Annotated in this window: 22 protein-coding genes and 1 pseudogene; 13 read left to right on the forward strand and 10 right to left on the reverse strand. The window is 54.5% G+C overall.

The features are described 5' to 3' along the window. Together H6F67_RS03095 and psbC are read left to right on the forward strand one after the other, a co-directional pair. Positions 1-141 (forward strand): annotated as a pseudogene (locus tag H6F67_RS03095) (photosystem II protein D2); the annotation flags it as partial. 25 nt (positions 142-166) lie between these two features. Further along, positions 167-1,525 (forward strand): photosystem II reaction center protein CP43, encoded by a 1,359-nt coding sequence (gene psbC, locus H6F67_RS03100; RefSeq protein ID WP_190763256.1) that lies wholly within the window; start codon positions 167-169, stop codon positions 1,523-1,525. A gap of 75 nt (positions 1,526-1,600) precedes the next feature. On the opposite strand, the gene folP is transcribed toward psbC, so the two are convergent. Next, the gene (gene folP / locus H6F67_RS03105; RefSeq protein WP_190763258.1) at positions 1,601-2,389 is read right to left on the reverse strand and encodes a dihydropteroate synthase; all 789 of its coding nucleotides are present in this window, start codon (positions 2,387-2,389) and stop codon (positions 1,601-1,603) included. A 413-nt stretch (positions 2,390-2,802) separates the two neighbouring features. Here folP and H6F67_RS03110 point away from each other — a divergent pair, with 413 nt between their 5' ends. From H6F67_RS03110 to H6F67_RS03125, 4 genes are all read left to right on the forward strand, one after another. Then, entirely contained in the window at positions 2,803-6,753 is a 3,951-nt protein-coding gene (locus H6F67_RS03110) for a PAS domain S-box protein (RefSeq protein ID WP_190763224.1), read from the forward strand. A 34-nt stretch (positions 6,754-6,787) separates the two neighbouring features. After that, positions 6,788-9,886: a response regulator gene (locus H6F67_RS03115; RefSeq protein WP_190763226.1), complete on the forward strand. Its 3,099-nt coding sequence runs from the start codon at positions 6,788-6,790 to the stop codon at positions 9,884-9,886. 74 nt (positions 9,887-9,960) lie between these two features. After that, on the forward strand, positions 9,961-10,335 hold the full coding sequence (locus H6F67_RS03120) for a response regulator (RefSeq protein ID WP_190763260.1): 375 nt from the start codon (positions 9,961-9,963) through the stop codon (positions 10,333-10,335). Beyond that, entirely contained in the window at positions 10,332-11,396 is a 1,065-nt protein-coding gene (locus H6F67_RS03125) for an adenylate/guanylate cyclase domain-containing protein (RefSeq protein WP_190763228.1), read from the forward strand. Before H6F67_RS03120 ends, H6F67_RS03125 begins: the two co-directional genes overlap by 4 nt. A 9-nt stretch (positions 11,397-11,405) precedes the next feature. Here the strand turns inward: H6F67_RS03125 and H6F67_RS03130 are convergent, their stop codons facing one another. The 4 genes from H6F67_RS03130 to H6F67_RS03145 form a co-directional block, all read right to left on the reverse strand. Next, the gene (locus tag H6F67_RS03130; protein ID WP_190763262.1) at positions 11,406-12,227 is read right to left on the reverse strand and encodes an A24 family peptidase; all 822 of its coding nucleotides are present in this window, start codon (positions 12,225-12,227) and stop codon (positions 11,406-11,408) included. A 27-nt stretch (positions 12,228-12,254) separates the two neighbouring features. Next, on the reverse strand, positions 12,255-12,557 hold the full coding sequence (locus H6F67_RS03135) for a hypothetical protein (protein WP_396797552.1): 303 nt from the start codon (positions 12,555-12,557) through the stop codon (positions 12,255-12,257). 210 nt (positions 12,558-12,767) lie between these two features. Continuing rightward, entirely contained in the window at positions 12,768-13,919 is a 1,152-nt protein-coding gene (locus H6F67_RS03140; protein ID WP_242020469.1) for an S-layer homology domain-containing protein, read from the reverse strand. 101 nt (positions 13,920-14,020) lie between these two features. Continuing rightward, positions 14,021-14,707: an SDR family oxidoreductase gene (locus H6F67_RS03145; protein ID WP_190763232.1), complete on the reverse strand. Its 687-nt coding sequence runs from the start codon at positions 14,705-14,707 to the stop codon at positions 14,021-14,023. A gap of 107 nt (positions 14,708-14,814) precedes the next feature. On the opposite strand from H6F67_RS03145, the gene H6F67_RS03150 reads away from it, so the two are divergent. From H6F67_RS03150 to rbsK, 5 genes are all read left to right on the forward strand, one after another. Next, positions 14,815-15,747, forward strand: a complete 933-nt coding sequence (locus H6F67_RS03150) for a nucleoside hydrolase (protein WP_190763234.1) — start codon at positions 14,815-14,817, stop codon at positions 15,745-15,747. A gap of 116 nt (positions 15,748-15,863) precedes the next feature. Beyond that, positions 15,864-16,676, forward strand: coding sequence for a transporter substrate-binding domain-containing protein (locus tag H6F67_RS03155; protein ID WP_190763236.1), 813 nt, complete (start codon positions 15,864-15,866; stop codon positions 16,674-16,676). A 77-nt stretch (positions 16,677-16,753) separates the two neighbouring features. Then, on the forward strand, positions 16,754-17,497 hold the full coding sequence (locus H6F67_RS03160) for an amino acid ABC transporter permease (RefSeq protein ID WP_242020470.1): 744 nt from the start codon (positions 16,754-16,756) through the stop codon (positions 17,495-17,497). Continuing rightward, the gene (locus tag H6F67_RS03165) at positions 17,490-18,212 is read left to right on the forward strand and encodes an ATP-binding cassette domain-containing protein (RefSeq protein WP_190763238.1); all 723 of its coding nucleotides are present in this window, start codon (positions 17,490-17,492) and stop codon (positions 18,210-18,212) included. Before H6F67_RS03160 ends, H6F67_RS03165 begins: the two co-directional genes overlap by 8 nt. A gap of 8 nt (positions 18,213-18,220) precedes the next feature. Beyond that, positions 18,221-19,153 (forward strand): ribokinase, encoded by a 933-nt coding sequence (gene rbsK, locus H6F67_RS03170; RefSeq protein WP_190763240.1) that lies wholly within the window; start codon positions 18,221-18,223, stop codon positions 19,151-19,153. On the opposite strand, the gene H6F67_RS03175 is transcribed toward rbsK, so the two are convergent. The 5 genes from H6F67_RS03175 to H6F67_RS03195 form a co-directional block, all read right to left on the reverse strand. Further along, positions 19,146-19,445, reverse strand: a complete 300-nt coding sequence (locus tag H6F67_RS03175) for a YiaA/YiaB family inner membrane protein (RefSeq protein ID WP_190763242.1) — start codon at positions 19,443-19,445, stop codon at positions 19,146-19,148. The genes rbsK and H6F67_RS03175 overlap by 8 nt on opposite strands. 187 nt (positions 19,446-19,632) lie before the next feature. Continuing rightward, positions 19,633-20,805, reverse strand: coding sequence for a molybdopterin-synthase adenylyltransferase MoeB (gene moeB, locus H6F67_RS03180; protein ID WP_190763244.1), 1,173 nt, complete (start codon positions 20,803-20,805; stop codon positions 19,633-19,635). 12 nt (positions 20,806-20,817) lie between these two features. Continuing rightward, positions 20,818-21,255, reverse strand: a complete 438-nt coding sequence (locus H6F67_RS03185) for a M67 family metallopeptidase (protein WP_190763246.1) — start codon at positions 21,253-21,255, stop codon at positions 20,818-20,820. 225 nt (positions 21,256-21,480) lie between these two features. Next, a complete protein-coding gene (ruvA, locus tag H6F67_RS03190) occupies positions 21,481-22,107 on the reverse strand; it encodes a Holliday junction branch migration protein RuvA (protein ID WP_190763248.1) in 627 nt (208 codons plus the stop codon). Positions 22,108-22,453: 346 nt separating this feature from the next. Continuing rightward, positions 22,454-23,212: a sucrose-phosphate phosphatase gene (locus H6F67_RS03195; RefSeq protein WP_190763250.1), complete on the reverse strand. Its 759-nt coding sequence runs from the start codon at positions 23,210-23,212 to the stop codon at positions 22,454-22,456. Between the two features lie 118 nt (positions 23,213-23,330). Between H6F67_RS03195 and H6F67_RS03200 the strand changes: the two genes are divergently transcribed. Both H6F67_RS03200 and H6F67_RS03205 read left to right on the forward strand, forming a co-directional pair. Continuing rightward, a complete protein-coding gene (locus H6F67_RS03200; protein WP_190763252.1) occupies positions 23,331-24,554 on the forward strand; it encodes an MFS transporter in 1,224 nt (407 codons plus the stop codon). A gap of 210 nt (positions 24,555-24,764) precedes the next feature. Next, entirely contained in the window at positions 24,765-26,180 is a 1,416-nt protein-coding gene (locus H6F67_RS03205; RefSeq protein WP_190763254.1) for a TldD/PmbA family protein, read from the forward strand. Positions 26,181-26,441: the final 261 nt, after the last annotated feature.

Genomic DNA, 26,441 nt, shown 5'->3' on the forward strand with positions numbered 1-26,441 from the left:
GAAGACCCGGAGTTTGAAACGTTCTACACCAAGAACATCTTGCTCAACGAGGGCATCCGGGCGTGGATGGCGCCGCAAGACCAGCCGCACGAAAACTTTGTCTTCCCTGAAGAGGTATTACCACGTGGAAACGCCCTATAACGCTTCCTTCAATAGTTCGCTGACAATGGGCGGCGGACGCGATCTAGAATCCTCTGGATTTGCATGGTGGGCAGGCAATGCCCGTTTGATCAACCTGTCGGGCAAGCTGCTCGGCGCTCACGTCGCCCACTCTGGTTTGATTGTCTTCTGGGCAGGTGCAATGACCTTGTTTGAGGTCGCGCACTTTGTTCCCGAAAAGCCGATGTACGAGCAGGGCTTGATCCTGCTGCCGCACCTCGCCTCGCAAGGATGGGGCGTGGGTCCAGGTGGTGAAGTGATCGACACCTTCCCTTTCTTCGTCGTTGGTGTTTTGCACCTGATCTCTTCTGCGGTTCTCGGCTTGGGCGGCATCTATCACGCCGTTCGCGGTCCCGAAACGCTGGAAGAATACTCGGCCTTCTTCGGCTACGACTGGAAAGACAAGAACAAGATGACAACCATCTTGGGCTTCCACCTCGTCCTGCTGGGCTTGGGTGCTTTCCTGCTCGTGATCAAAGCCATGTTTGTTGGTGGTCTGTATGACCCCTGGGCACCAGGAGGCGGTGACGTTCGCGTCATCACGAACCCAACGCTCAACCCCGCGACGATCTTTGGCTACTTGCTGAAGTCGCCGTTTGGTGGCGATGGCTGGATTATCAGCGTCAACAACCTTGAAGATGTGGTCGGCGGTCACATTTGGGTCGGCTTGATCTGCGTCTTCGGCGGCATCTATCACATCCTCACCAAGCCGTTTGGCTGGGCACGTCGCGCCTTCATCTGGTCGGGCGAAGCCTACCTGTCCTACAGCTTGGGTGCGCTTTCGCTGATGGGCTTTATTGCGTCGGTCTTCGTTTGGTACAACAACACCGTTTACCCCAGCGAATTCTACGGTCCAACGGGTCCGGAAGCGTCGCAGGCTCAAGCCTTGACCTTCTTGATTCGTGACCAGCGCTTGGGTGCAAACGTTGGTTCGGCTCAAGGCCCGACGGGTCTGGGTAAGTACCTGATGCGATCGCCCACTGGCGAAATCATCTTCGGTGGTGAAACGATGCGCTTCTGGGACTTCCAAGGTCCTTGGCTGGAGCCGCTACGTGGCCCAAATGGTCTTGACCTCGACAAGATCAAGAACGACATTCAGCCCTGGCAAGCTCGCCGCGCTGCCGAGTACATGACACACGCGCCGCTGGGTTCGCTCAACTCGGTGGGTGGCGTGGCAACGGAAATCAACTCCGTCAACTTCGTCTCGCCTCGCGCTTGGCTGGCCTGCTTCCACTTTGTGATGGGCTTCTTCTTCTTGGTTGGCCACCTGTGGCACGCGGGTCGCGCTCGCGCTGCTGCCGCTGGTTTCGAGAAGGGCATCAACCGCGCTTCTGAGCCTGTGTTGGCAATGCCTGACCTTGACTAATCCGTCAACAGTGTGTTGATTTTGCGAAAAGCTCCTGTCTTCGGATGGGAGCTTTTTCCTTAGGTGAAGTCGGCACTAGCGATCGCCTCGCCATATTGCATCCGCAACCAAGCAAACCTCGCGCAGTTCGCGCACATCGTGAACGCGCAAAACGTCCGCTCCACCTGCGATCGCCGCGCAGCAAGTCGCCGCCGTCCCCCAAACGCGCTTCTTCGGATCAGGCTGGTTGAGAATATGGCCGATAAAGCTTTTGCGCGACGTGCCCACCAGCAATGGATGGCCGAACCTCAAGTCTGGAAGCCGCCGTAGAATTTCCAAATTTTGACTTCCCGTTTTTGCAAAGCCAATGCCTGGATCGATCGCAATCTGTGCCGGATCAATGCCTGCGGCGATCGCCGCTTCTACCCGTTCCTGCAAGAATTCACGGAGTTCGCCAATCAAATCTCGATACTCGGTCATCTGCTGCATGGTTTTGGGTGTGCCGCGACTATGCATCAAAACAATTGGCACCTTCAGTTGTGCGACGGTGGGCAGCATGTCTGAGTCGTAAGTGCCCCCTGAAACGTCGTTGACCCAATTTGCTCCCGCTTCGATCGCTGCTCGTGCTACGCTTGCGCGTGTTGTGTCGATCGAAATTGGAACGATAATTCCTGCCGATCGAATTGCTGCGATCACGGGCAGGACGCGCTGCTGCTCTTCCTCAGCCGTGATGGTGTCTGCCTGCGGGCGAGTGGACTGTCCGCCCACATCGAGGATATCTGCGCCAGTCGCCACAAGTTCTTGTGCCTGCTCCAAAGCCGCTGCGGGCGCGTTGTACAGCCCGCCATCGCTGAAGCTGTCGGGTGTAACATTGAGAACACCCATAATGTACGTCCGATCGCCCCAGCCAGCGGGTAATTGCCAAGCTGAGGCAGTGATTGGTAGTAATCCTGACAAGATCGTTAAGTTTTCATAGCACTGTCGAGCGATCGTATCAAATTTGCATAAAGGTGAACAAGATGATTTACGCTTCAGCACGAACGTTGTTTAACTTAAACTTTAGGCATTTGAATTCGATCGAAGAATTCGGGAAAGCTATCAGCAAGTTTGCGGCCAAATTGGGATGATCTGCCGTTGCACCACACCCGCTCCAAAGAAGTTGACCGACCGCAAGCTGTTGATTAAGCGGAATCGATCGCATCATTCGCGTAACTAACGAACAGCGTGTATCAAATTGTGCTGCTGCACTGCCTCGATCGTGTTGACTCTTCTTGTTCCTGTCTTCGCAAAGCGTCACAATGGCAAATCTTTACAAGTCAATTGCAAAACGAGTGAATCTGGTTGCCTCACTGCTGCTGTTTGTGCTGCCATTCACAATCGTCGTCTATCAGCTCATCGTTGAAATTGACGCAGACAAAGACTTTGTACGACGGGAAATGCAAGGTAGTCAGTATTTGCGTCCTCTCCACAGCCTGCTGGTTGCGCTGCCGCAGCGATCGCGGTTGGCCGATGCCGAAATTAATCAGCACTTCGATCGACTAGCCAGCGTTGAGCAGCAGTTTGGCAACACTCTCGACACCGCAGAACTGTATGGCAGATTGCAGGCAGATTGGCAGGCGCGGCAGTCGAGCAATCGACTCGTTGCTGATTTGCGGGCGCTAATTTCGCGCGTCGGCGATCGCTCCAAGCTGATTCTCGACCCGGATTTAGACAGCTACTACCTGATGGATGCCGTGCTGTTGAAGCTGCCTGCCATCCAGGATTTATTCTCACAGGTGCAGCAGCTTGGCTTGGATATTCTGAGCCGTCGCGGAGTCAGTGCAGGCGATCGCTCCATCTTAATTGAACTGAGCGGACTGATCGAATCAAACTGGCAGCAGCTCGCTCAGGGAATGGAGGTTGCCTTTACCAACAATCCCAGCCGTCAGCTTCAGCCGATTCTCACTCCGTCGATCGAGCAGGCGATGACCGGAACGCAGTCGCTGGTGGAGTCGCTCAATCGCCTACTCAACGCAGAGCGAATCGATCGACAGACGTTTGAGCAATCTGTGCAAGCTGCAATTGACACGAGTTCTGAGCTTTGGGAGCAAACAATTCACGAACTTGATCAACTGCTGATAGCGCGACTGGGAAAATTCGATCGCAAAACCGATTGGGTTGAGGCATTTGCCCTACTTGTGCTCGCAACAGTGTTTTATGTATTCGTCGCGTTTTCGCGAAATTTAGCGCAGCGTCGGCGGGTTGAACGCCGCTTGAACGCACAGTACGCCACGACTCGCGTTCTGGCAGAATCGGCCACGATCGATCACGCCATGCCAAGTCTCCTCAGCGCCATCTGCACCAGTCTGCAATGGGAGATGGGCGAACTGTGGACGATTGATTTCGCCGCCAAGTCGCTTTCGCTGCGGGCAACTTGGCACGCCACACCACAGACCAGACCGCTTGAAGCCGCCAGTCGCCATATCAGCTTTACGATCGGGAACGGTCTGCCCGGAAAGGTTTGGCAAACCGGGGAAGCCTTTTGGATCGAAGATATCGCGACGCATGGCGAGTTTCAGCGGCGATCGCTTGCAGTTGACCTCGACTTGCATTCAGCCTGTGGCTTTCCGATTCGCAGTGGCGATCAGGTCGTCGGCGTGCTTTCATTTTTTAGTCGATCGCGGCAGCGGTTTGATGCGGAACTGCTGGAAATGATGACGGCGATCGGACAACAGGTCGGCCAGTTCATCGATCGCCATCAGGCTGAAGAAGCGTTGCGTCAAAGTGAAGCGCTTCAGCGGATTGCTCTGAATGCGGCTGGCATGGGCGCATGGGACTGGAACATTCAGACCGGGGAAGAAACCTGGTCAAAGGAAGTCGAGCGGATTTTTGGATTGACCGCAGGTGCATTTTCCGGAGTGTACGAGCATTTTTTTGAGTTTGTGCATCCCGACGATCGTGCCCGTGTGAAGCAGGCTCAGGTCGATACGCTGCACGAGGGACGCGACTATTCGCCGGAATATCGCATTGTTCGCCCGGATGGAAGTCTGCGCTGGGTGAGCGCTCGCGGCAACGTGACCTGCGGCGAAAACGGCGAACCCCTGCGGCTGAGCGGCGTGACGATGGACATCACCGATCGCAAGCAGATGGAACTGGCCTTGACCGAAAGTGAACACCGCCTGCGCCAGCAAAGCGCAGCACTGGCAAACTTGGCACAGCACAAATCGTTTGCGGAAGGCGATCTAGAACAAGCCTTTCGTGCGATTACCGAAGCGGCGGCGGCTCCCTTGCAGGTCGCTCGTGTTTGCATCTGGCTCTTCAACAGGGATCGCACGCTGTGGGAATGTATTGATTTATTCGATCGCAACCAGGATGTTCACCTCTGCATCGAACCGCTGCGCGTTGCAGACTATCCGGCCTACTTTGGAGCGCTCACCACTAATCGAGCGATCGCTGCTCATGACCTCAAATCAGATCCGGCCTTGAGCGCGTTTTGGACGACGTACTTTCAGCCCAACGGCATCACGGCAACGCTGGACGCGCCGATTGTCATCAGCGGGCAGGTGGTTGGCGTGGTATGTCACGAGCACATTGGCGAAGCACGAGAATGGACGCTTGATGAACAAGGCTTTGCCGGATCGATCGCGGATTTCGTCGTTTTGGCGCTCGAAGTTTCAGAGCGCAAGCGCACTGAAGATGCTTTGCGGGCTGCCGAAGAAAAATATCGCAGCATCTTTGAGAACGCCGTAACCGGAATTTTCCAAACTACACCGGATGGTCGCTATCTGAGCGCCAATCCAGCCTTGGCGCGAATCTACAGCTACGCATCGCCTCAAGCGCTAATTGAGCAGCTAACGCAAATCGATCGCCAGCTTTATGTTGATCCGGCTCGCCGCCAGCAGTTCATTGACCGGATGCAAACGCAAGGGCGCGTGGTGGATTTTGAATCGCAGGTGTATCGGCAAGACGGCAGCGTGATTTGGATTTCTGAAAACGCGATCGCCGTTCACGATGAAACTGGAGCGCTGCTGTATTACGAAGGCACAGTCGAAAACATCACCGATCGCAAGCGCACTGAGGAAGCGCTGAATCGGCAACTGACGGCGATCGAAGCGTCGATAGACGGCATTTCGATCCTAGACGTGCAGGGCTGCTTTATCTATATGAACCAAGCGCACGCCAGCATCTACGGCTACGATCGCCCTGAAATGCTGATTGGTCAAAGCTGGAAAGTGCTGTATGACGAGATTGAGCGATCGCGCTTTCAGCAAGAGGTGATTCCGGCTGTGATGCAAATCGGCCAGTGGCGCGGCGAAGCGATCGGCGTGCGGCGCGATGGCAGCACCTATCCGCAAGAAGTGTCTTTGGTGGCGATCGAAGATGGCAGCTTGGTGTGCGTCGTGCAAGATATCACCGAGCGCAAATCGGTGGAAGCGGCACTGCGCCAAAGCAAGGAAACGGCTGAGCAGGCCAACCAAGCCAAAAGCCAGTTTCTCGCCAACATGAGCCACGAATTGCGAACGCCGCTCAACGCCATCATTGGCTACAGCGAAATGCTGCGAGAAGATTTGATTGCCGCAGGCCAAGCCGAATTTGTCCTCGACCTGTCCAAAATTCATCAAGCCGGAACGCATCTGCTGGCGCTGATTAGCGACATTCTCGACCTGTCTAAAATCGACGCTGGCAAGATGCCGATCGACACGCAGCCAATCGATGTTGCCGCGCTTGTCACCGAAATTACCCAGTCGATGCACAGCATCCTAACGGCCAATCAAAATCAGTTTGCGATCGACTGCCCGCGCTCGATCGGCCTGATCGAAAGCGACCCCGACAAAATCAAGCAAATTTTGTGCAACCTGCTTGCCAACGCCGCCAAGTTCACACACAACGGCACAATCACGCTGCGCGTCAGCCTCAAAGAAGTTGGAGATCAAGAATTCGAGGTTAGCAAATCGCCCGCCGCTACTCAGCCAACCTCCCCCCAACCCCCAACTGCTCTGATCTGCTTCCAAGTTTCCGATACAGGCATCGGCATTGCGCCTGACCAGCAAGAGCGGATTTTTCGCGTCTTCACTCAGGGCGATGAATCCTCCACGCGCCAATATGGAGGAACAGGACTTGGACTCGCGCTTGGTCGACGGCTCAGCGAGCTATTGGGCGGTAGTCTGAGCGTCGAAAGCGGCCTCGATCGCGGCTCGACCTTTACGCTTTTGCTGCCTGCCGTTCAGCCATCTTGCTATCCGTCCGCCGCTCGCCCTGCCTCTTGCTGACGATCGCTTTGCTGTTTTCAAGATCCAAGCCGCCATGCTGCGAAATAAAATTCTTCTCCTGGTAATTTCTCTGCTGGCCGTCACGGTGTTTGTGACAACAGCCGTGTTTGCCTGGGGAACGCGCCGCGCGGTGCTGGCCGAAACCGAAGCCAACGGCATTCTGGTGGCGCAGTTTTTGGCGCGAATGGCTGGATTTGCCAATCAGGTGCCGCAAGATGTTGAGGCGGCGATCGGCGAACAGATGGTGGCGCAGGCGACGCTAACGAGCTACCTGATTGGCCTTGCCCAGCAAGCCGGACTGAGCGATCGCGAAATTAACGCCCGCCTCCGGCAGATTGCTGACCGCACAGCGATCGATGAATTTTGGATTACCGATTCGGACGGTCAGGCAGTGTATCAAAACATTGCCGGAATTGAACTCACCTTTAACGCTGGGGGAAATGCCGCGAAGCGCGAGCCGAATGCCAGTGAGTTTTGGCCGCTGATCACAGGCGATCGACAGGTTGTAGTGCAGCCTGCTCAACCCCGTCCGCTCGATGGCCGCATTTTCAAATATGTGGCCGTTGCCGGAATCGATCGCCCGCGCATTGTGCAGGTCGGCGATGAAGTGGAACTGCTCTCCAAGCTTCAGCGGCGCGTCGGCCTGATGCGGATGGTCAACGAACTGATTGACAACGAAACGATTTTGGCAATTCGGATTGTCGATCGCAATTTGGTCAATCAAGCTCGTGCTGTCACCAGCGGCAAAAGTGGCATCCAAGGACTCAACAGCGATCGCGACATTGCCAGCTTGCGAGCGGCGATCGGGCAGGGCAAACGCACCAGCTATGTCGAAGCCGATTTGCTCAAAGTGATCTTGCCGATCATCGACAACCAAAAGCAGATTCAGGGCGCGACGATGCTCTATCTGTCTACCGATCGCGTCCGGATGCAGATGCGGCACGATTTGCTGCGAGCGGCAATCATCTCTCTATTTATTTTGGCGATCGGCCTTTTGGCGTCGCTGATTCTGGCTCGCAAAATTACCCGCCCTGTTGCCCAACTCACTGCGGCTGTTGCCACCGTCGATACACCGCGATTCAATCGTTTCAGTTTGCAAACTGTCGCCGCTCGTGCGGATGAACTGGGTGTGCTGGCGCGAGCGTTTGAGCAGATGGTGCAGACCGTGCGCGATCGCGAACACAGCCTTCAGCAGGCCCAAACCGCGCTGCGGCAGAGCGAAGAGCATTTTCGCACCTTGATCGAAAGCGCCGCAGACGTCATCGCGATCGTCGATCGCCAAGGTGAAATTCGCTACTGTAGCCCTGCGGTTTTCCTTGTGCTAGGTCATCAGCCTGCTCAGTTGCAAGGCCATCTCATGCTGGAGTTTGTGCATCCGAACGAGCAAGAAGCGGTCGCGATCGCTTTTGCCAACACACTAGAGCGGCCTGGAATTGCGCCGCCGCTTGAACTCCGACTGCGGCACCAAAGCGGCGAGTGGATCATCCTTGAAGCCACCAGTAACAATTTGCTGCACAATAGCGCCATCAACGGCGTGATCGTCAATTTGCGTGACATTACCGAGCGCAAACAGGCGGAACTGCTCAGACAGGCGAAGGAAACGGCAGAGCAAGCCAACCGCGCCAAAAGTGCGTTTCTTGCCAACATGAGCCACGAGCTGCGAACGCCGCTCAACGCCATCATTGGCTATAGCGAAATGCTGCAAGAAGAAGCTGAAGATCTTGATCAGCCCGACTTGCTGCCGGATTTGCAGCGCATTCACGGCGCGGGCAAGCATCTGTTGATGCTGATCAACGACATTCTCGACTTGTCGAAAATCGAAGCAGGCAGAATGGATCTCTACCTGGAACCGTTTGATGTTTCACAGCTTGTTGCCGAAGTGGTCAGCACCGTTGAGCCGTTAATTGCGAAGAATCACAATGCGCTGGCGATCGACTGTCCGAACGTTGGCACGATTACCGCTGACCTGACCAAAGTTCGTCAGGTGCTGCTGAATCTGCTCTCAAATGCCGCGAAGTTTACGCAAAACGGCACGATTTCGCTGACGGTGACGCGATCGGCAGTCGAAGCACAGCCGATTGCCGATTCCCGATTTTCAACTCCCATGATTCGCTTTCAAGTGGCCGATACGGGCATTGGCATGAGTGCCGACCAGCTTGAGCAGGTGTTTGAGGCGTTTACTCAGGCGGATGCATCAACGACGCGCAAATATGGCGGAACTGGATTGGGACTGGCGATTAGCCGCCGCTTTTGTCAACTGATGGGCGGATCGATCGAAGTTGCCAGCCAGCCCGGACAGGGCAGTCAGTTCACCGTTTCGCTGCCGATCGCGCCACCCGCAGCGACTCCGGTGATTGCCGAAGTGCAATCCAGCGATAGCGGTGCGATTTTGGTGATCGACGATGACCCGACCGTGCATGATTTGTTGCAGCGATTGCTGACGCGCGAAAATCTGCAAATTTACAGTGCGCTGTCGGCGGCGGAAGGGCTGAAGCTGGCAAGCGATCTAGCGCCGATCGCAATTCTGCTCGATGTGATGATGCCCAAAACCGATGGCTGGTCTGTGTTGGCCGCTCTGAAAAATAACCCGGAAACCGAAAAAATCCCGGTAATCATGCTGACGATGGTGGATGATAAAACAACAGGCTATGCGCTGGGTGCATCTGACTATCTCACCAAGCCGATCGATCGTCGTCGCCTCGTTGCGACGATCGACAAATACCGCTGTCCCAATCCGCCCTGCTCGCTGCTTTTAGTTGAAGATGACGCTGACAGCCGCGATTTAATGCAGCAGACGTTAACGGGCATCGGCTGGCAGGTGACGATCGCTGAAAATGGCCGGATTGCGCTCGACAAACTTGATCAGGTGCAGCCGAATTTGATTTTGCTTGACCTGATGATGCCAGAGCTAGACGGCTTCGGCTTCCTCGCTCAGCTTCAGCAATCGCAGTGGCGATCGATCCCCGTCATTGTCGTGACCGCCAAAGACATTACGCCTGCCGAAGCCCAACAGCTTCAAGGGCAAGTTGAAACGATTGTTCCCAAAGGAGACTACAGCCGCGACGCCTTCTTGAGCGAGATTCGCCATCTCGTCACTGCCTGTATTCGTCAACAGCAAGGTCATTCAGGGTAGCGCTCGATCGAGTCCGATGATTGAATTGCGCGATCGATCCTTATTTTGTTGTTCAGCTTGTCAAAGAAAAAACAATCATGAAAATCTTGCTCGTCGAAGATAATGAAATGAATCGCGATATGCTCTCGCGTCGGCTAGAGCGCAAAGGATATGAAGTGGTGATTGCCGTCGATGGACAGCAAGGCGTGGCAATGGCACAAACCGAAGTTCCCGACTTGATTTTGATGGATATGAGCCTGCCTGTGCTGGACGGTTGGGCAGCGACGCGCCAGCTAAAAGCGACGCCAACCACGCAAACCATTCCGATCGTCGCGCTGACGGCTCACGCAATGGCCGGAGATCAGCAAAAATGCTTTGAAGCAGGCTGCGACGAGTACGACACCAAACCTGTTGAGTTTGCCAGACTGCTCGGCAAAATTCAAACTTTGTTGGGTGGGGCGCGGGTATGACAGGAGGCGTCGTCCTGGTTGTGGATGACAATGAAGTCAATCGCGATTTGCTCTCGCGACGGCTTGAGCGTCACGGCCATACGGTGGCGGTCGCGATCGACGGCAAGCAAGCCTTAGCGCAAATGCAGCAGCAGGCGTTTGATCTCGTCCTGCTTGACATCATGATGCCGGAAATGAACGGCTATCAGGTCCTTGAATATCTCAAGGCCGATGATGCGTTGCGCCACATTCCCGTGATCATGATTTCCGCCCTGGACGACATGGAAAGCGTGGTGCGCTGCATCGAACTAGGTGCAGAAGATTATTTGTTCAAGCCGTTTAACCCGACGCTGCTGAAAGCGCGAATCGGCGCGTGTCTAGAGAAAAAACGACTGCGCGACCAAGAGCAAGCCGTGCTGAAGCGGCTTCAGGCCGAACAGGAAAAATCCGAGCGGCTGCTGCTGAATATTCTTCCCAAGCCGATCGCTGACCAGCTTAAGCAGGAACAGCGGATCATTGCCGACAATTTTGCGGACGTGACGGTTTTGTTTGCCGATATTGTCAACTTCACGGCGCTTTCAGCAGAACTGTCACCGAAGGAACTCGTGGAACTGCTCAACTTGATTTTTTCTGCCTTTGACGGGATTGCCGCCTATCACGGCCTGGAAAAAATCAAGACGATCGGCGATGCCTACCTCGTCGTGGGCGGGTTGCCGATGCCCAGAGCGGATCATGCTGAGGCCGTTGCACAGATGGCGATCGATATGCAGTCGATTCTGGGCGATTTGTCGCCGACGCTGCTGCCGCCCGACAGTCCGTATGCGCCGCTGCAAATGCGGATCGGCATCAACACTGGACCAGTTGGAGCAGGCGTAATCGGCACAACCAAATTTGCCTATGACCTGTGGGGCGATACGGTGAATACGGCGAGCCGCATGGAAACGACCGGACTGCCCGGACGCATTCAAGTGACCGAAGAAACCTACAGCCGTCTGCGCGATCGCTATTCGTTTGAACCGCGCGGCGCGATCGACATCAAAGGCAAAGGCCAAATGATGACTTACTTCCTGCTGGGCAAATAGCCAGCCTCCTTAAAGCGACGGAAAAAACAATCGCAGGTAAGCCGTGATGAGCGCATCGCCAAAGAACGCCACCAAAACTGCACTCAGGGCGAGAAAAGGACCGAACGGCATCGGCTGACGGCGATCGATCCAGCCTGCTGCGATCGCGCCACCGCCGATTACCGCTCCGATCGCACAAGCCAAAAAGCTTGCCAGCAACAGCAACTTCCAGCCCAGCCACGCGCCCATCATTGCCGCCAGTTTTGCATCGCCGCCGCCCATCGCCGTTTGCCCAAACGCGATCGATCCCAGCAGCGTAATTGCATCAAACAGCCAAATGCCGATCACCATGCCGACGACGCCTGAGAAGAACTGCGCGATCGCTCCGGCGAGTGTATGCGAATGCGCGTAGCCGCTGGCCGCTTGAAACGCCAAACCCGCCAGCAAGCCCGATCGCGTCAGAGAATTCGGCAAGGTCAGCGTATCGAGATCGATCAGGGCAAGGGCAAGCAGCCAGCTAAAAAATGCCCAGTAGCCAAAAGCCGGAAGCGGCACGTGAAATCCCCAAAAGGCCGCCACGAACAACAGTCCCGTGACGGCCTCCACGATCGGATAGCGAGCGGCAATTTTGGCACGACAAAAACGACAACGCCCCCGCAGGCGCAACCAGCCGATCACAGGGACGTTATCGTAAGGTTTGAGACGATGGAGACAGTTGGGGCAGCGAGAAGGCGGATGCAGTAGCGACAAGCCTGCTGGCACTCGGTAGATAACAACATTCAGGAAGCTGCCGATGCAGCTTCCAAAGATGAAAACCGTGAGGGTGACGAGACCCGAATAGAGCAGGTCGATCAATGCAGGCTAATCGGTGCAGGTGAATCAGTGCAGGTCAGAGTCAATTTGACTGATCGGGACGAAGCACTCTTGCGGCAGCAAGATTGGCTTATTTCTAAAAATCAGTTTGCCCCGATGTGTAAAGCGATCGATCGCCACGCCCAAAGGTCGCTGAATTTGGTCAGGATGCACTTCAAAATAGGTGCGATAAATGTATCGCGCTGCTTGCAGCAAGCTGGGATCGAGCAAAGCTGAAAAATCCAGCCGTTCACTCTGCGCGACAATGCGCGACTCTAGCGGCGGACTAAAGCTGGGATTGGCCGAAACAGGCCGAGATGTATACACCACACAATCACCCCATGACGTTAGGTAGCACTTTAGTGTATTTGAGCAATTCCAGCAAGCAATTTGATCTGGAAAAATTCCAAAATTTGCCACTTTGAGAACAACCTGAAATTTGCGATCGAATCGGCAAATTCGGCTAGGTTTTCTTTCAGCAATTTTTGTTTTCCAACCGTCACAAAACTCAAGAAATTGTCAGCGACGCGATCGTTCAATCTATTGTCCAGTAGAGGCAGGTTCAGGCTGAGTTGCAGCATCTTTGGCGGAAACGCCTTCGCCCTGCGACCCGAAATACCACAGCACAGCGGCGGCTTCGGCTCGCGAAACGGTTCGCTTCGGCTGAAACAGCTTGGTATAGCCGAAGGCGCGGCGAATGTTGGACTGGTCGCCATTTTGGAAGTCGGCGAGGACGGCGCGAAGCGCACCGGGATCGATGCGCGAAACATCTTGAAAGCCCCAAGTTTGCTTGACGGCATCGATCGAAGCGGTCGGTAGACTTTGGCGAATGTCGAGCGGTACTTTCCAGGCGATCAAATTTTCGCGGGTCAACGGCGCATCTGGGCGAAACGTCACCGTTGTGCTGTCGCCCGAAAGCGGACTGGGGATCAATCCTGCCTCGGCTAAACCCTGAATCGCTCCGAAATCGGGATCGGTCGATCGCACATCTTGAAACGCAGGTTGGGCAGAACTGGGAGCCAACCGGATCTGCTGAGCCGGATTGTCACGAAACAAGCGATTGTTCGTCGCGACTAGCCAGCGAGCATATTCGCGCCGAGTGATTATTTGGTTGGGACGGAACTGCGAAGCATCTGCGACATTGAGAACGCCAAGCTGCGCCAAATCATTGATATAAGATTGCAGTTCAGCCGGAGCCTGACCAACATCACTAAACTGCGTCGATCCCTCAGTCGGTGCGGCTGAAGTGGAAGTTGGCGTCGGCGAGGCGGCAGTCGTGTCCGCAGCGGTTTGGTAAGTCAGCGTGAATTCGGTTGGAGTATTGCCAGTCGCGATCGCCACCCGCACCCGCAAATCGTCCTTCTGCGCGATCAGCGGCTCGGTGTTGGACTGCACCTGCCAGTTTTCGCTTTGAAAGACTTCTTGATAAAACTGCCGGACGCGATCGCCGCCGTCTGTTGTGCGCCAGCGCGTTACCGTTACGCCGTCTGCATCCGTTGTTGGTTCGCCCACCAGTTCCGCGTTGGGATAGCGCGGCAGATCGGCAGGTAAATCCGCAGTGGGTGAAGGGCTGGGCGTGGGTGTTGGGGTAGGCGTGACGGTTGGACTCGCTTCAAGCTGGGGATCAGCGGCAAACGTGCGCTGTAGCGATTGACCCAGCGGACTATTTGCACAGCCAGTTAATAGCAACAATCCAATCAAACTGAAGTGAACCGCTTTCACGCTTAAACCAAATTGAAAGTAAATTGACAATCCTACGCTAGCTCAGATTGTTGCGATCGCGTGAAACCCCGTCAGCCCGCTTTGGTTTGCGCCAAATTTACTTCTGGCAAATAGGAATCTGGTGACAAGCTCAGCGAGCAGTCGATGACGGCGATCAGATCGCTCAGTGGAATTGGAACTTGCGGCGAAAAGGTGTCTGAAGCAATATCGTTCAACACTTCGGGCGTGGCAATATTTCCAGGGTTAATGACGGTAAATCCGATCGCCGTTCGCTTCAGTTCGATCGCCAATGCCTGTGCCGCGCCACGCAAACCGAATTTAGAAGCACTATTGGCAACTTCTCTGGAGGCTTGATGATCTAAACCTGACAGCGAACCGATGAAAATTACCTTGGGATTGGGCGATCGCTGAAGTGAAGCAATTAATCGTTTCACTAACCGAATGGGTGCGGTTAAATTGACGGCAATGACGCGATCGATTTCCTCATCGCTGCTATTTGCAAAATCATAATCGGCAGTGAAAGCATTCTTTTCCCAAATGCCGCCAAGATATAGCAAAGCGTCTAAAGATTGATTTTCAGATGCGGCACCGATGCGATCGAGGTCTGCATTCACTGCAACATCCGCTTCGATCCAATGGCCGAAGGGCGATCGCGTCCGCGAAACACAAATCAGGTTTTTGACTTTTGTGTGGTAGTGTTCAGCAACGGCTAAACCAATGCCGCGACTGCCACCAACAAGCAGCATTTGTTCAATCATGAAGTGTGAAAGTCAGGATATTTGGAAGTTACTTGAATATCTCATACTCGTGAATACAATGTGTGAATACAGTGTGAAAAACGCAGGGTGCAGGGAGCATAAACGCAATGGCGATTCGAGTGATTATTGATTGCGATCCGGGCGTGGATGATGCGATCGCCCTGCTTCTTGCTTTCGCCTCACCAGAACTGGAAATTCTCGCAATTACAACAGTGGCCGGAAACGTGCCCCTCCGCCTCACCCAGTCGAACGCCCGAAAAATTTGTGAACTGGCAGGGCGACAAATTCCTGTGTATGCAGGCTGTCCGCGTCCCTTGGTGCGATCGCTGGAAACTGCCGAATATGTGCATGGCGCAACGGGGCTGCAAGGCGCAACGCTGCCCGATCCGCAACTGCCGCTTCAGCCTCAGCACGCCGTTGACTATCTGATTGCAACCTTGATGCAAACGGACGAGCGGATTACGATCGCCACGCTTGGCCCCTTGACCAATTTGGCCGTTGCGATCGTCAAAGAGCCGCGCATTGTCGAGAAAATCGATCGCCTCGTCTTGATGGGCGGCGCAGCAGGCGCGGGAAACGTGACGGCATCGGCAGAATTCAACATCTACGTCGATCCCCATGCCGCGCATGTCGTCTTTACCAGCGGTATTGCGCTGACGATGATCGGGCTGGATGTGACGCATCAGGTGTTGACGACTGCCGATCGACTCGCAGCAATTCGAGCGATCGGCACGCCCATTTCTGAAGCTGCCGCTGGAATGCTGAAGTTTTATGGAGAGTACGATCGCCAGCAGTTCGGCATGAGCGATAGTCCGCTGCATGATCCTTGCGTGATTGCCTACTTGATTCAGCCAGATTTGTTCACGGTCAAAGCGCTTCCGGTCGAGATTGAGCTTGTGAGTCCACAATCGATCGGGCGCACGATCGTGGGCTATTCAATCAGTGAGCCAAAAAACTTAGTGGATGTCGCACAATCGGCAAATAGTGATGCTTTCTATGATTTGCTGACAACTCGACTGGCAACATTGTCGGCATCGTAGGCATCTCTATCTTTGGTTAGAAAAACTGAAACTCCTTCGATCGACTGTATTCAAACAGACACAGTTGTCCTTATGCTGCAATTACAGTCCAGTAGTAAAGCTTGTTCAAACTTTTTATGAAGCGCCTGAAATTTTTATTGACGGCTGTGTTTACGGCTATCTTTACGATCGCAGTCGTAACTGCCTGTAATCCCAGCACCACAAGTACCGGATCAAGTTCAGGAGGAAGTAGCGGCGGGCAAACTTTGACGATGGCAACATCCGCAGACTATCCCCCTTATGAATTTGTGGATACGGCCAGCGGTAGCCAAGAGATTCAAGGCTTTGATATTGATATTGCGAACTACATCACTGACCAACTCGGCTATCAGCTTCAAATCAATAACATTGATTTCAACGGTTTGATTCCAGCATTGCAGGCAAACCGCGCTGATTTTGTCATGGCGGGCATGACGCCGACCGCAGAACGCAAACAAAACGTTGATTTCTCGATCGTTTACTATCAGGCACAAAATACGATCGTTGCTAAAAAAGGCAGCAACTTGACAACACCTGAAAGCCTAAACGGAAAAACGGTTGGCGTTCAGCTTGGCTCGATTCAAGAAGGAGCTGCAAAAGATATTCAAGGGGCAAACGTTAAACCGCTCAATCGCATCAACGAAATTGTTCAGGAGCTGAAAGCGGGTCGAATTGATGCCGCAATCATGGAAGATACGGTTGCTCAAGGCTTCATCTCCTCAAATCCCGATTTGGAGTTTAATCCGATTCCAACGACGGGCGAATCCGGTTCTGCGATCGCATTTCCTAAAGGCTCGGAACTGGTAGAAAGATTCAATCCGATTCTTGAAGAAATGAAGTCGAGTGGCAAGATGGAAGAGCTTGTCACCAAGTGGTTCCGCAGCGAACAAGCGCCCGGACAAGCGAAGTAGATCGATCGACTGTGGCGGATTTCTTAATTCTCCACAGTCTGTCTTCTCAAAATATCGATGAAATAGGATATGAGGGCATGATGCTATTCGGTTCGATACCCTTCGGGGAGTGCTTCGCGATCGTCCCGTTAAATTTCTATTGGCTGGCGCAGGCTGGCACATTTACGCTAGATTTCTCTCGAATTGTTCCGAATATTCCGTTCATTTTGCAGGGTATCGCGGTGACGCTCGCGTTCACGCTGGTATCAGCAATTTTTGGCTTTAGCTGGGGCACAATTCTAGCAATTTTCAAGATTTCAACGATTAAGCCGCTGAAGTGGTTTGCTGATTTCTACACCTCAATTTTTCGCGGAACACCGCTGCTTTTGCAGCTTGCCTTGATCTACTTTTCAACACCGCAAATTATTGGCTATGCGATTCCGCCATTTCAAGCAGGCGTGATTACCTTTGCGCTCAATTCTGCTGCCTATACGTCGGAAACGATTCGGGGTGGAATTATGGCCGTCGATCGCGGCCAGCGCGAAGCGGCCATGACGCTAGGCGTGAAATATCCGCTAATGATGTGGGATATTATTTTGCCGCAGGCGTTTAAGAATATTCTGCCTGCACTAGTAAACGAAAGTATTGCTTTACTCAAAGATTCTTCGATCGTTTCGACCATTGGCGCTTTGGATTTGATGCGGCGTGGTCAAATTGTCGCAGCAGAGAAATTCATTTATTTTGAGCCGCTGCTTGTGGTGGGCTTGGTTTACTACATCATGGTGATGAGCTTGACTTTGTTTGCACAACGCTTTGAAAGGAGGATGCGCCGCAGTGATTAGAACCGAATCTTTATACAAATCGTTTGGAAAATTAGATGTTTTAAAAGACATCTCGACCGAAATCAAAAAGGGTGAAGTGGTTGCGATTATTGGTCCGTCGGGGTCTGGAAAATCAACATTTTTGCGCTGCTTAAATCTCCTCGAAATCCCAACGCGAGGCAAGGTTTATATTGATGAGCAAGACATTACTGGTCCCAAAGCTGACATTCGCAAAGTGCGTCAAAACATTGGCATGGTGTTTCAGCACTTCAACTTGTTTCCCCACAAAACCGTGTTGGGCAATGTGACCTATGGTCCCATCAAGGTTAAGGAAATGTCTAAAGCGGATGCAGAAAAATTGGGAATGGAACTGTTAGGCCGCGTGGGTTTGGCAGAGAAAGCAGGTGTTTATCCGTCGCGCTTGTCGGGCGGACAAAAGCAGCGCGTGGCGATCGCCCGTGCCCTTGCCATGCAGCCGCAAGTCATGCTGTTTGACGAACCGACCTCGGCACTTGACCCGGAAATGGTGAAGGAAGTGCTGGAGGTGATGAAAGATCTGGCGCGGACGCACATCACAATGGCGATCGTGACGCACGAAATGGGCTTTGCGCGGGAAGTGGCCGATCGCATCTTGTTTCTCGATGCCGGACGACTGGCGGAAGACGCACCGCCCAGCGTGTTTTTCTCAACGCCCAAGAGCGATCGCGCCCAGCGCTTTCTGGAAAAGGTGCTGTAGCCTGAGATATGAGCGTGATTGTTTTTGGCAGCATCAACATGGATCTGGTCGCTCGGACGCCGCGCCTGCCCGTTCCAGGTGAAACGCTGACCGGGCACAGCTTTGAAACGATTCCCGGTGGCAAAGGAGCCAATCAAGCGGTTGCGGTCGCTCGCTTGGGCGTGCCGACGCAAATGATCGGGCGCGTCGGCGGTGATGGTTTTGGCCGCGATTTGCTCGACAGTTTGCGATCGAGCCAGGTCAACTGCGACGGCGTGTTCATTGACTCCGAAGCAGCATCGGGCGTGGCAATGATCGCGGTTGATGACCACAGCGAAAATCACATCATTGTAATCCCCGGTGCGAATGGACGGGTGGATGCAGCGGACATCGATCGCCTCCAAGCCGCGCTTTCCAGCGCAAAAGTGCTGCTGCTTCAGCTTGAAGTGCCGATCGAAATGGTGGTTGCAGCAGCCAAAGCCGCCCAGCAAGCAGGCGTAACGGTGATGCTTGATCCGGCTCCGGCACAAACCGAACTGCCCCCAGAACTATACGGACTGGTGGATATTTTGACGCCCAATCAGGTCGAGGCAGGGCAGCTAGTGGGTTTTGCGGTGGACGATCGCGAATTGATTCTGACAGCGGCAACGACGCTACAGCAGCGCGGCGTGCAAACCGTCATCCTCAAGCTCGGTAAGCAGGGCGCATTTTGTCTCAGTGCGGCGGGCAGCTTTGAAATTCCCGCTTTTGCAGTGGAGGCGATCGATACGGTTGCCGCTGGCGATGCCTTCAATGGCGGACTGGCTGCGGGATTGGCTTCGGATTTGGCGATCGAGCAGGCGACAGTTTGGGGAGCAGCAACGGCGGCGCTTTCAGTCACAAAAGCGGGCGCACAGCCCTCACTGCCCTACCGAGCGGAGCTTGAAGAATTTCTGAAAGCCCAATCGATCGAAATTACTTAAGCGGATGGTGTTCGCTGAGAATTTTTTCGACGCGGGCTTCGTCAATGCGCGACGTGAGGCGATCAGCTTCGTGGCGATCGCGGGTAGTTTTTGCCAAGCTCAAGGTGGAACCGACGGTGAACGCTAATCCCATGCCAAGATAGCCTTTTGTCCAGCCGTTGACGGGCAGGTAAACAATGCCGATGCCCATGCCGCCGACGGCCAAGATGAACGATGCCCAGGTTTGAATCACCCAGGCGGTGCTGTGGGGCTGAGCCGAAATTAGTTGATTGGTGCGAGTTTGAGCTGCCATCGATCGCTCCTGCAACGATAGAGTTTGCTCAGATATAGCTGATTTCTCGCAGCGATCGATCGAGCGGTAGGCCACTTTTTCAGCGGCATATCTGGCGCGAGTACAGCCCGCTGATTCAGACGATCGTTTTCAGCAAGAAAAAAGGAGCGATCGACTGTCGATCGCTCCTCTACGAAACGACTGAGAGTTAGTATTCCGGCACAGACGAATCGACTTCGCGACTCCAAGCCGTAATGCCGCCTTTGACGTTTGTGCCTTCAATTCCGGCTTCTTTGAGGATGCCGATCGCTTTGGCCGATCGTCCGCCCATTTTGCAGTGGGCGATCAGGCGATGGCCGTTGAGCAGTTCTTTCACCTTGGCAACGCCGTCACCGTTTTCGATGTCGGGCAGCGGTACGAGGACGGAACCGGGAATGCGAGCGATCTCGTACTCGTTCGGATTGCGGACATCGAGCAGCAGAAAGTCATCTGCACCGCTGTCGAGCAGTTCTTTGAGTTCGGTAACGGTCATTTCTTGCATGTTGGCTTGCTGGGCTGCTTCGGCAGCTTTGGCTTGCGGAATTCCGCAAAATTCTTCGTAGTCGATCAGCTTTTCGATTACGGGACGAACCGGATTCGGGCGCAGCTTTAATTCCCGGAAGGTCATGTCTAGAGCGTTGTATAGCAAGAGTCGTCCGCTCAGGGTTCGGCCTTGGCCGAGGATAATTTTGACCGTTTCCGTTGCCTGAATCACGCCGATAATTCCAGGCAGAATGCCCAAGACGCCGCCCTCGGCGCAGGAAGGAACCATGCCGGGGGGCGGCGGTTCTGGGTATAGATCGCGGTAGTTGGGGCCACCCTCGTAGTTGAAGACGGTAGCCTGTCCCTCAAAGCGGAAGATCGAGCCGTAGACGTTTGGCTTGTTGAGCAAAACGCAGGCATCGTTGACGAGATAGCGAGTCGGGAAGTTGTCGGTTCCATCGACCACAATGTCGTAGGGGGCGACGATGTCAAGGGCGTTTTCGGAACTGAGGCGGGTTTCGTAGAGGTCTACCTGACAGTTGGGGTTGATTTCGAGAATGCGGTCTTTGGCAGATGCGATCTTGGGCTTGCCGACCCAAGATGTGCCGTGAATGACTTGGCGCTGGAGGTTGGAGTTGTCTACCACGTCAAAATCGACGATGCCGATGCGTCCGATGCCTGCGGCGGCGAGATAAAGCAGCAGCGGGGAACCGAGGCCGCCTGTGCCGATGCAAAGGACGCTGGCGGCTTTGAGGCGCTTTTGGCCTTCAAGTCCGACTTCGGGCAGGATCAAGTGGCGGGAGTAGCGATCGAATTCTTCGCGACTAAGCTGGATCTCGTCCAGGTTGGGATTGAGCATGGCAGCGGCTAATCAAGTGGAGTGTGAGATGGTGAAGGGTTCGCGCTGGAATTGGTCTTCATCATCTAGAGTCCAGCATAAACAATCTTGGGCGACTCCTTGGTGAACAGAAACAATCAGATACGAGTATTGCGGCCAGGCGGCCAGTCGATCGCATTCTGAAGGGACGGCTTCGCAGTCGGGGTGGGAGTGATAGATGCCGATGATGTTGAGGTTGCGATCGCGACTCGATTTTTGCACGAGCATCATGTCGTAGGGGTCGATCGTGTAGCGGCGTTTGGTGTCGAAGTTGTCGCCTGACCAGGCGTTTTGGGTGGCGTGGATTTCAAGGACTTGTTTGCGATCGCCTTCCAAGTGGCCGAGTATCAGCCCGCAGCATTCGTGGGGGTAGGTTTGTTGAGCGTGGGATTGGATTTGTTGGAGGTGATCGGAGGTGAGGATGAGGGTCATGGTGAGGGAGCGATCGAGGTAAATGAATTTTTCTTAGCGAGATTGCTTTCTTTTTCCGAGCCAGTGGAGTGTTGGGGTTGCCCCCACACACACCTCCAACCCCAGCAAAGGGCGGCTGCCGGGGCACTCCCGCAAGGGCATATCTGTCGGTGTCAATGTGGCGCTACGCATCGGTGTGCCGTCCGCGACTTGGGGTTTCCGAGCCGTTCCCTTTTGTCCTACTTTCTACTGACTGAGCCATGCGATCGCCTCGCGAATCCAATCTTCGGCATTGGCGGTTTTGGAGAGGGCGGTTTTTTGGCCGACGGCGCGGAGGGCTTGGGTGATTTCGCCGCTGGAGTAGCCAAGGGCGAGGAGGGTCATTTCGACATCTTCTTGGACGTTGGCGGCGGGAGCAGCATCGGGGATCGAGGGGAGGTCAGAGTGCGATCGCCATTCGGCCAGCTTGGTTTTGAGTTCGAGGGCGATGCGTTCTGCCGTTTTTGCGCCGACACCGGGAGTGCGCGAGAGGAGGCGGGTGTTGCTGATTACGATCGCCTGCACCAATTCTTGCAAACCCAGCGTATCCAACAGGGCAAGGGCAAGTTGAGGGCCAACGCCGCTGACGGAAATTAGCTGTCGAAATAGATCGCGCTCTGAGGCAGACGCAAACCCAAACAGCGCCACTTGATCTTCCTTCACCTGCAAATGCGTAAATAGCTGCGCCAATTCATCCGCAGGTGGCAAATCCGCCATCGTCCGATTCATAATCTGCACCTCATAGCCAATCTGATTCACCTCCAGCGTCAGGATGATGCGGCTATTCGTGACTTTCTGCACGCTAACGACCGTGCCTTTGAGGTAGCTGAGCATGAGGGGGGTGTCGGGTGTCGGCGGGGAGGGGGAGAGGGATTAGGCAGAGGGCAGAAGGCAGGAGGCTCGGACACCCAAGTCGCGGTCGGCACAGCCAATGCGAAGCGCGATCGTGCCGCTCACCGATCGCCCCTTGCGTGGGGGTCAGGGGGAAGGCACTCCCCCCTGTGGGGTTGGAGGTTTGGAGGAGGGGCAACGCCCCTAGCCTCCAAGGGTTCGGATCACGAGAGTAGTTTTAACCAAAAGCAATCTTTCAGCAAACAAACAACTTCAGCCCTGAAGCACTCGATCGCAACTCCCTTGCAACCTCCACTCCTCCAGCCTAACGTTTCACCCCAAAACCCGCCTAAAAGAAGCCAAAATGCCGCAATCCCTCCAAAATTCCGCCTGCACAGTGCGATCGCGCCACATATCGCGCAGGCAAACCATCAGGATCATGCGGATTCGCCTGATGCCAATCGAGCAGTTCCGGCTGAGCATTCCCGACGATGATCCCCTTCGCCTTGACCAGTTGAAACATCGACAGATCGTTACCTGAGTCGCCACAAACAACCGTGCGATCGCCCGCAATTCCCAGTTCCTTCTGCAAAAAATTAATCGCCGCCCCCTTATTGCTTCGCACTGGCACAATATCCAAATCAATATTGCTGCTGTAAATCAACTGAATCTCCAGCCCTTGCTCCTTCAGTGCCGCCTCCAACTCTGGCAGCACATAAGCCGCAGGCTCCGGCTTTAGGTGAAAACTCACCTTCAGCGGCGCTTGCTCAGAAGCAGCTTGCGGAACCAGATCGGCAAAATGTGCAGCAGTTGCAACCACCCGATCGCGATCCCACCTGTGCGACAAATATTCCGTCCAAGCTGCATCTGGCGTATCATCTTGCCGATAAATTCTCGTCCCCACTGAGAGTACGCGAATATCCGGATCGAGCAGCGTTTGCTCAGTTTGAAGCTGCTTAAACGAAGGCAGCGATCGCCCCGTCGCATACACAATCACCGTTCCGTGTGCTTCCCGATGCTGCTGCAAATGCTGGTTGAGTTCGGCAAGGGCGCGATCGTCTCCCACCAGCGTATTATCCAAATCCGTGACAAATAAAAACTGACTCACAAAAAATGCTTGAAATGACGGCTAGCTTCCATCAGAAGTTTAGTGTGGAAAGGGCGATCGCTCCGTAAACTGCAAAGAAATCTCCTTAAACTAAGATCTTTGAGGGTTTGCGATCGCCATGCCTCGACTTGATCATCGCGTCTGGATTTTGTTTATCGGGCGATTGCTGTCGCAGTTTGGCACCGGATTCACGCTCTTCTACGCTCCAATTTTCTTTGTTAATCAGGTTGGCCTCTCTGCCACCGCAGTCGGTGCAGGCATCGGCAGCGGCTCAATCACCGGAATCGCCGGACGGATCTTGGGCGGATCGTTTGCCGACTCGCGCCGCTGGGGTCGCCGCAAAACGCTGTTGTTATCAGCAGCCGTGTCCGCGATCGCCTGCTTCGTCCTCGCCGCCGCTGCCAATTTGCCCGTTTTCGTGATCGGAAATTTGCTGTTGGGCTTTGGCGTCGGGCTTTATTGGCCTGCCACCGAAGCCGTGATTGCCGACATCACCACAGCCGACCAGCGCAACGAAGCTTACGCCCTGACCCGACTGGCGGACAACTTGGGACTTGGCTTAGGCGTGGTTTTGGGCGGCGTGTTGATTAACACGACTGGAGCTTATCGATCGCTGTTCGTCATCGACGGCATTTCATTTGTGATTTTCTTCGGAATTATTTTTGGCGCGATCGCCGAAACGCTCAATCCTAATCACGTTGCGCCCAAACTAATCAAAGGCTGGGGAATTGCCTTGCGCGATCGCCCGCTGCTGATTTACGTGATTGTCAACGTGCTATTCACCACCTACCTTGCTCAAATTCAAAGCGCGATGCCGCTCTATTTCAGCAACTTCGCGCCTCCGGGTGGGTCTGCGATCGCCCCGCAACTGATCAGCGTAATTTTCTCCTGGCACGTGGTTCTGACGGCAATCACGCAGTTGCCGATCGCCCGCTGGCTCAATCGCTTTCGTCACGTGCAAGCCCTGACGCTGGCGGCTTTCACCTTTGCGATCGGCTTTGGTTTTGTCTGGCTGGCAGGCGCGATCGCGTGGGGACACTTGATTTGGGCAATTTTGAGCCTCAGCATTTTGGCGATCGCTGCCGTTGCCTACACGCCGATCGCCTCGGCCTTTGTGGTCAGCCTTGCCCCAGATGCACTGCGCGGTATATACCTTTCGGTAAACTCCTTGTGCTGGGCGATCGGCTATCTGCTTGGTCCCGCGATCGGCGGCTGGGCAATGGATCAGCCCGATCAAATTGCCGATAGTTTTTGGCTGGTGACGGCTTTGAGCGTGATCGCGATCGTGCTGCCGCTGCGCTATCTCGATCGATCGCTTGATTGCAGCGATCGATCGAGATAGCGCAGCGGCAGCACCTAGGCCGTGTTTGAAAACCCGCTTGATCCTCCCCAACCCTAGGGAGCCGAACCACCCCTCAAAATCCGGGTTCTCAAGGGGACAGGGGGATCGATCGCAAACGATGCACCTCTTCTGGAGCTTTTACAACACGCCCTAGCCGCTTCAAGCTTCCAACATGCGCCACAATGGAAACACCCTTTCCCCTCAATCTCGATGTCTGCGCTCAACCTGTCTTCACTCAATCAGGCCAAAGACCAGCTTGCCGACCTAATTGCCCGCTATCGATCGCAAGTGGATTTCCTCGCAATTCGCCTAGAAGAAGCTGAAGGAACCGACATTTTGCTGCGCGGCGGACGCATCGAAACTTTGAGCGAAGGCATTTCGATCGGTGGTCAGGTGCGAGCCTGCTACAAAGGCGGCTGGGGTTTTGCCAGCTTCAACCGACTTTCCACGCTGAAAGAACGCATTGAAGACGCGATCGCCGCTGCCCGACTGGTTGGAGACGAAGAAACCCTTCTCGCCCCGGTTGACCCGATTCAAGATTCACGCCAGCTTTTGCTGACGGGAACCGATCCGCGCCAAATTCCGCTCGCCCAGAAAAAAGCGCTGTGTGAACATTACGCTGAAATTTTACGCAGCGTGGACGATCGCATCACGACAACTTCTGTTCGCTATGGCGACAGCGCTCAGCGAATCATTCTTGCCACTTCCGAAGGCACACTGATTGAACAGTCCTGGATCGATCTGGAAATGCGCTTTGCGGCCACTGCCCGGAATGGCGAAACCGTTCAAACCGGACGCGAAACAACCGGATCGCGCAAAGCCTACGAAGATTTGCTCAATCTCGATGCTCAAGTTCGCAGTGCGGGCGATCGCGCCGTCAACGCCCTCGCTCTGCCGCTGGTCAAAGGCAACACCTACACCGTCGTCATCGACCCGATTCTGACGGGACTGTTTGTCCATGAAGCTTTCGGCCATTTGTCCGAGGCAGACATGGCCTATGAAAATCCAGATTTGCTGGAGGTGATGAGCCTCGGACGGCGATTCGGCGGCTCAGAGCTGCAAATTTTTGATGGAGCCGCCCCGGAAGGACATCGCGGCAGCTACTGCTACGACGATGAAGGCGTTCCGGCCACGACAACGCAACTGATTCAAGATGGCGTCCTCGTGGGACGATTGCACTCTCGCGAAACCGCAGGCAAACTGGGCGAAGCCCCGACCGGAAACGCCCGCTGCTTGAACTATCACTATCCGCCGATCGTCCGCATGACAAACACCTGGATCGATCGCGGCAGCACTCCAGTCAACCAGCTTTTTGACGGCATCGATGAAGGCGTTTACGCTCGTAACTGGCAAGGCGGCATGACGAACGGCGAAATGTTCACCTTCACAGCCGGAGAAGCCTGGATGATTCGCAACGGCCAAATTGCTGAACCTGTGCGCGATGTGACGCTTTCCGGTAATGTGTTTACGACTTTGGCGGATATTGAGGCGATCGGAGACGATTTCTACTGGGACGAATCCGGCGGTTGCGGCAAAGGCGGCCAAAGCGGATTAGCGGTCGGCTGCGGTGGCCCCAGCCTGCGAATTCGCGATGTGGTCGTCGGTGGCGAAGCGGCAGAGGAGTAGAGCGATCGCGCCTTTGTCGCCTCGCTAATTCAGATCTTGCACCCGCCGCAACAACGCCCTGAATTCAAATTCGGGCTGAAAGCGAAAACCCGTTCAAACGGGTTACAACCCTGACACGGTGTGCTTTTCAGTCAGTTGAAACTGATACGAATTTAAAGAGTGGTGAGGGCAGATAGGGCAGCAAGAATAAAGGGATAACCCGTAATCGAAGCAATCATCGGAGCGCTTAGTGGATCGAGTCATTGACCGATTTTGGTTTGC

This window comes from Microcoleus sp. FACHB-1515, assembly GCF_014696105.1.
Classification (GTDB): domain Bacteria; phylum Cyanobacteriota; class Cyanobacteriia; order Elainellales; family Elainellaceae; genus JAAUTJ01.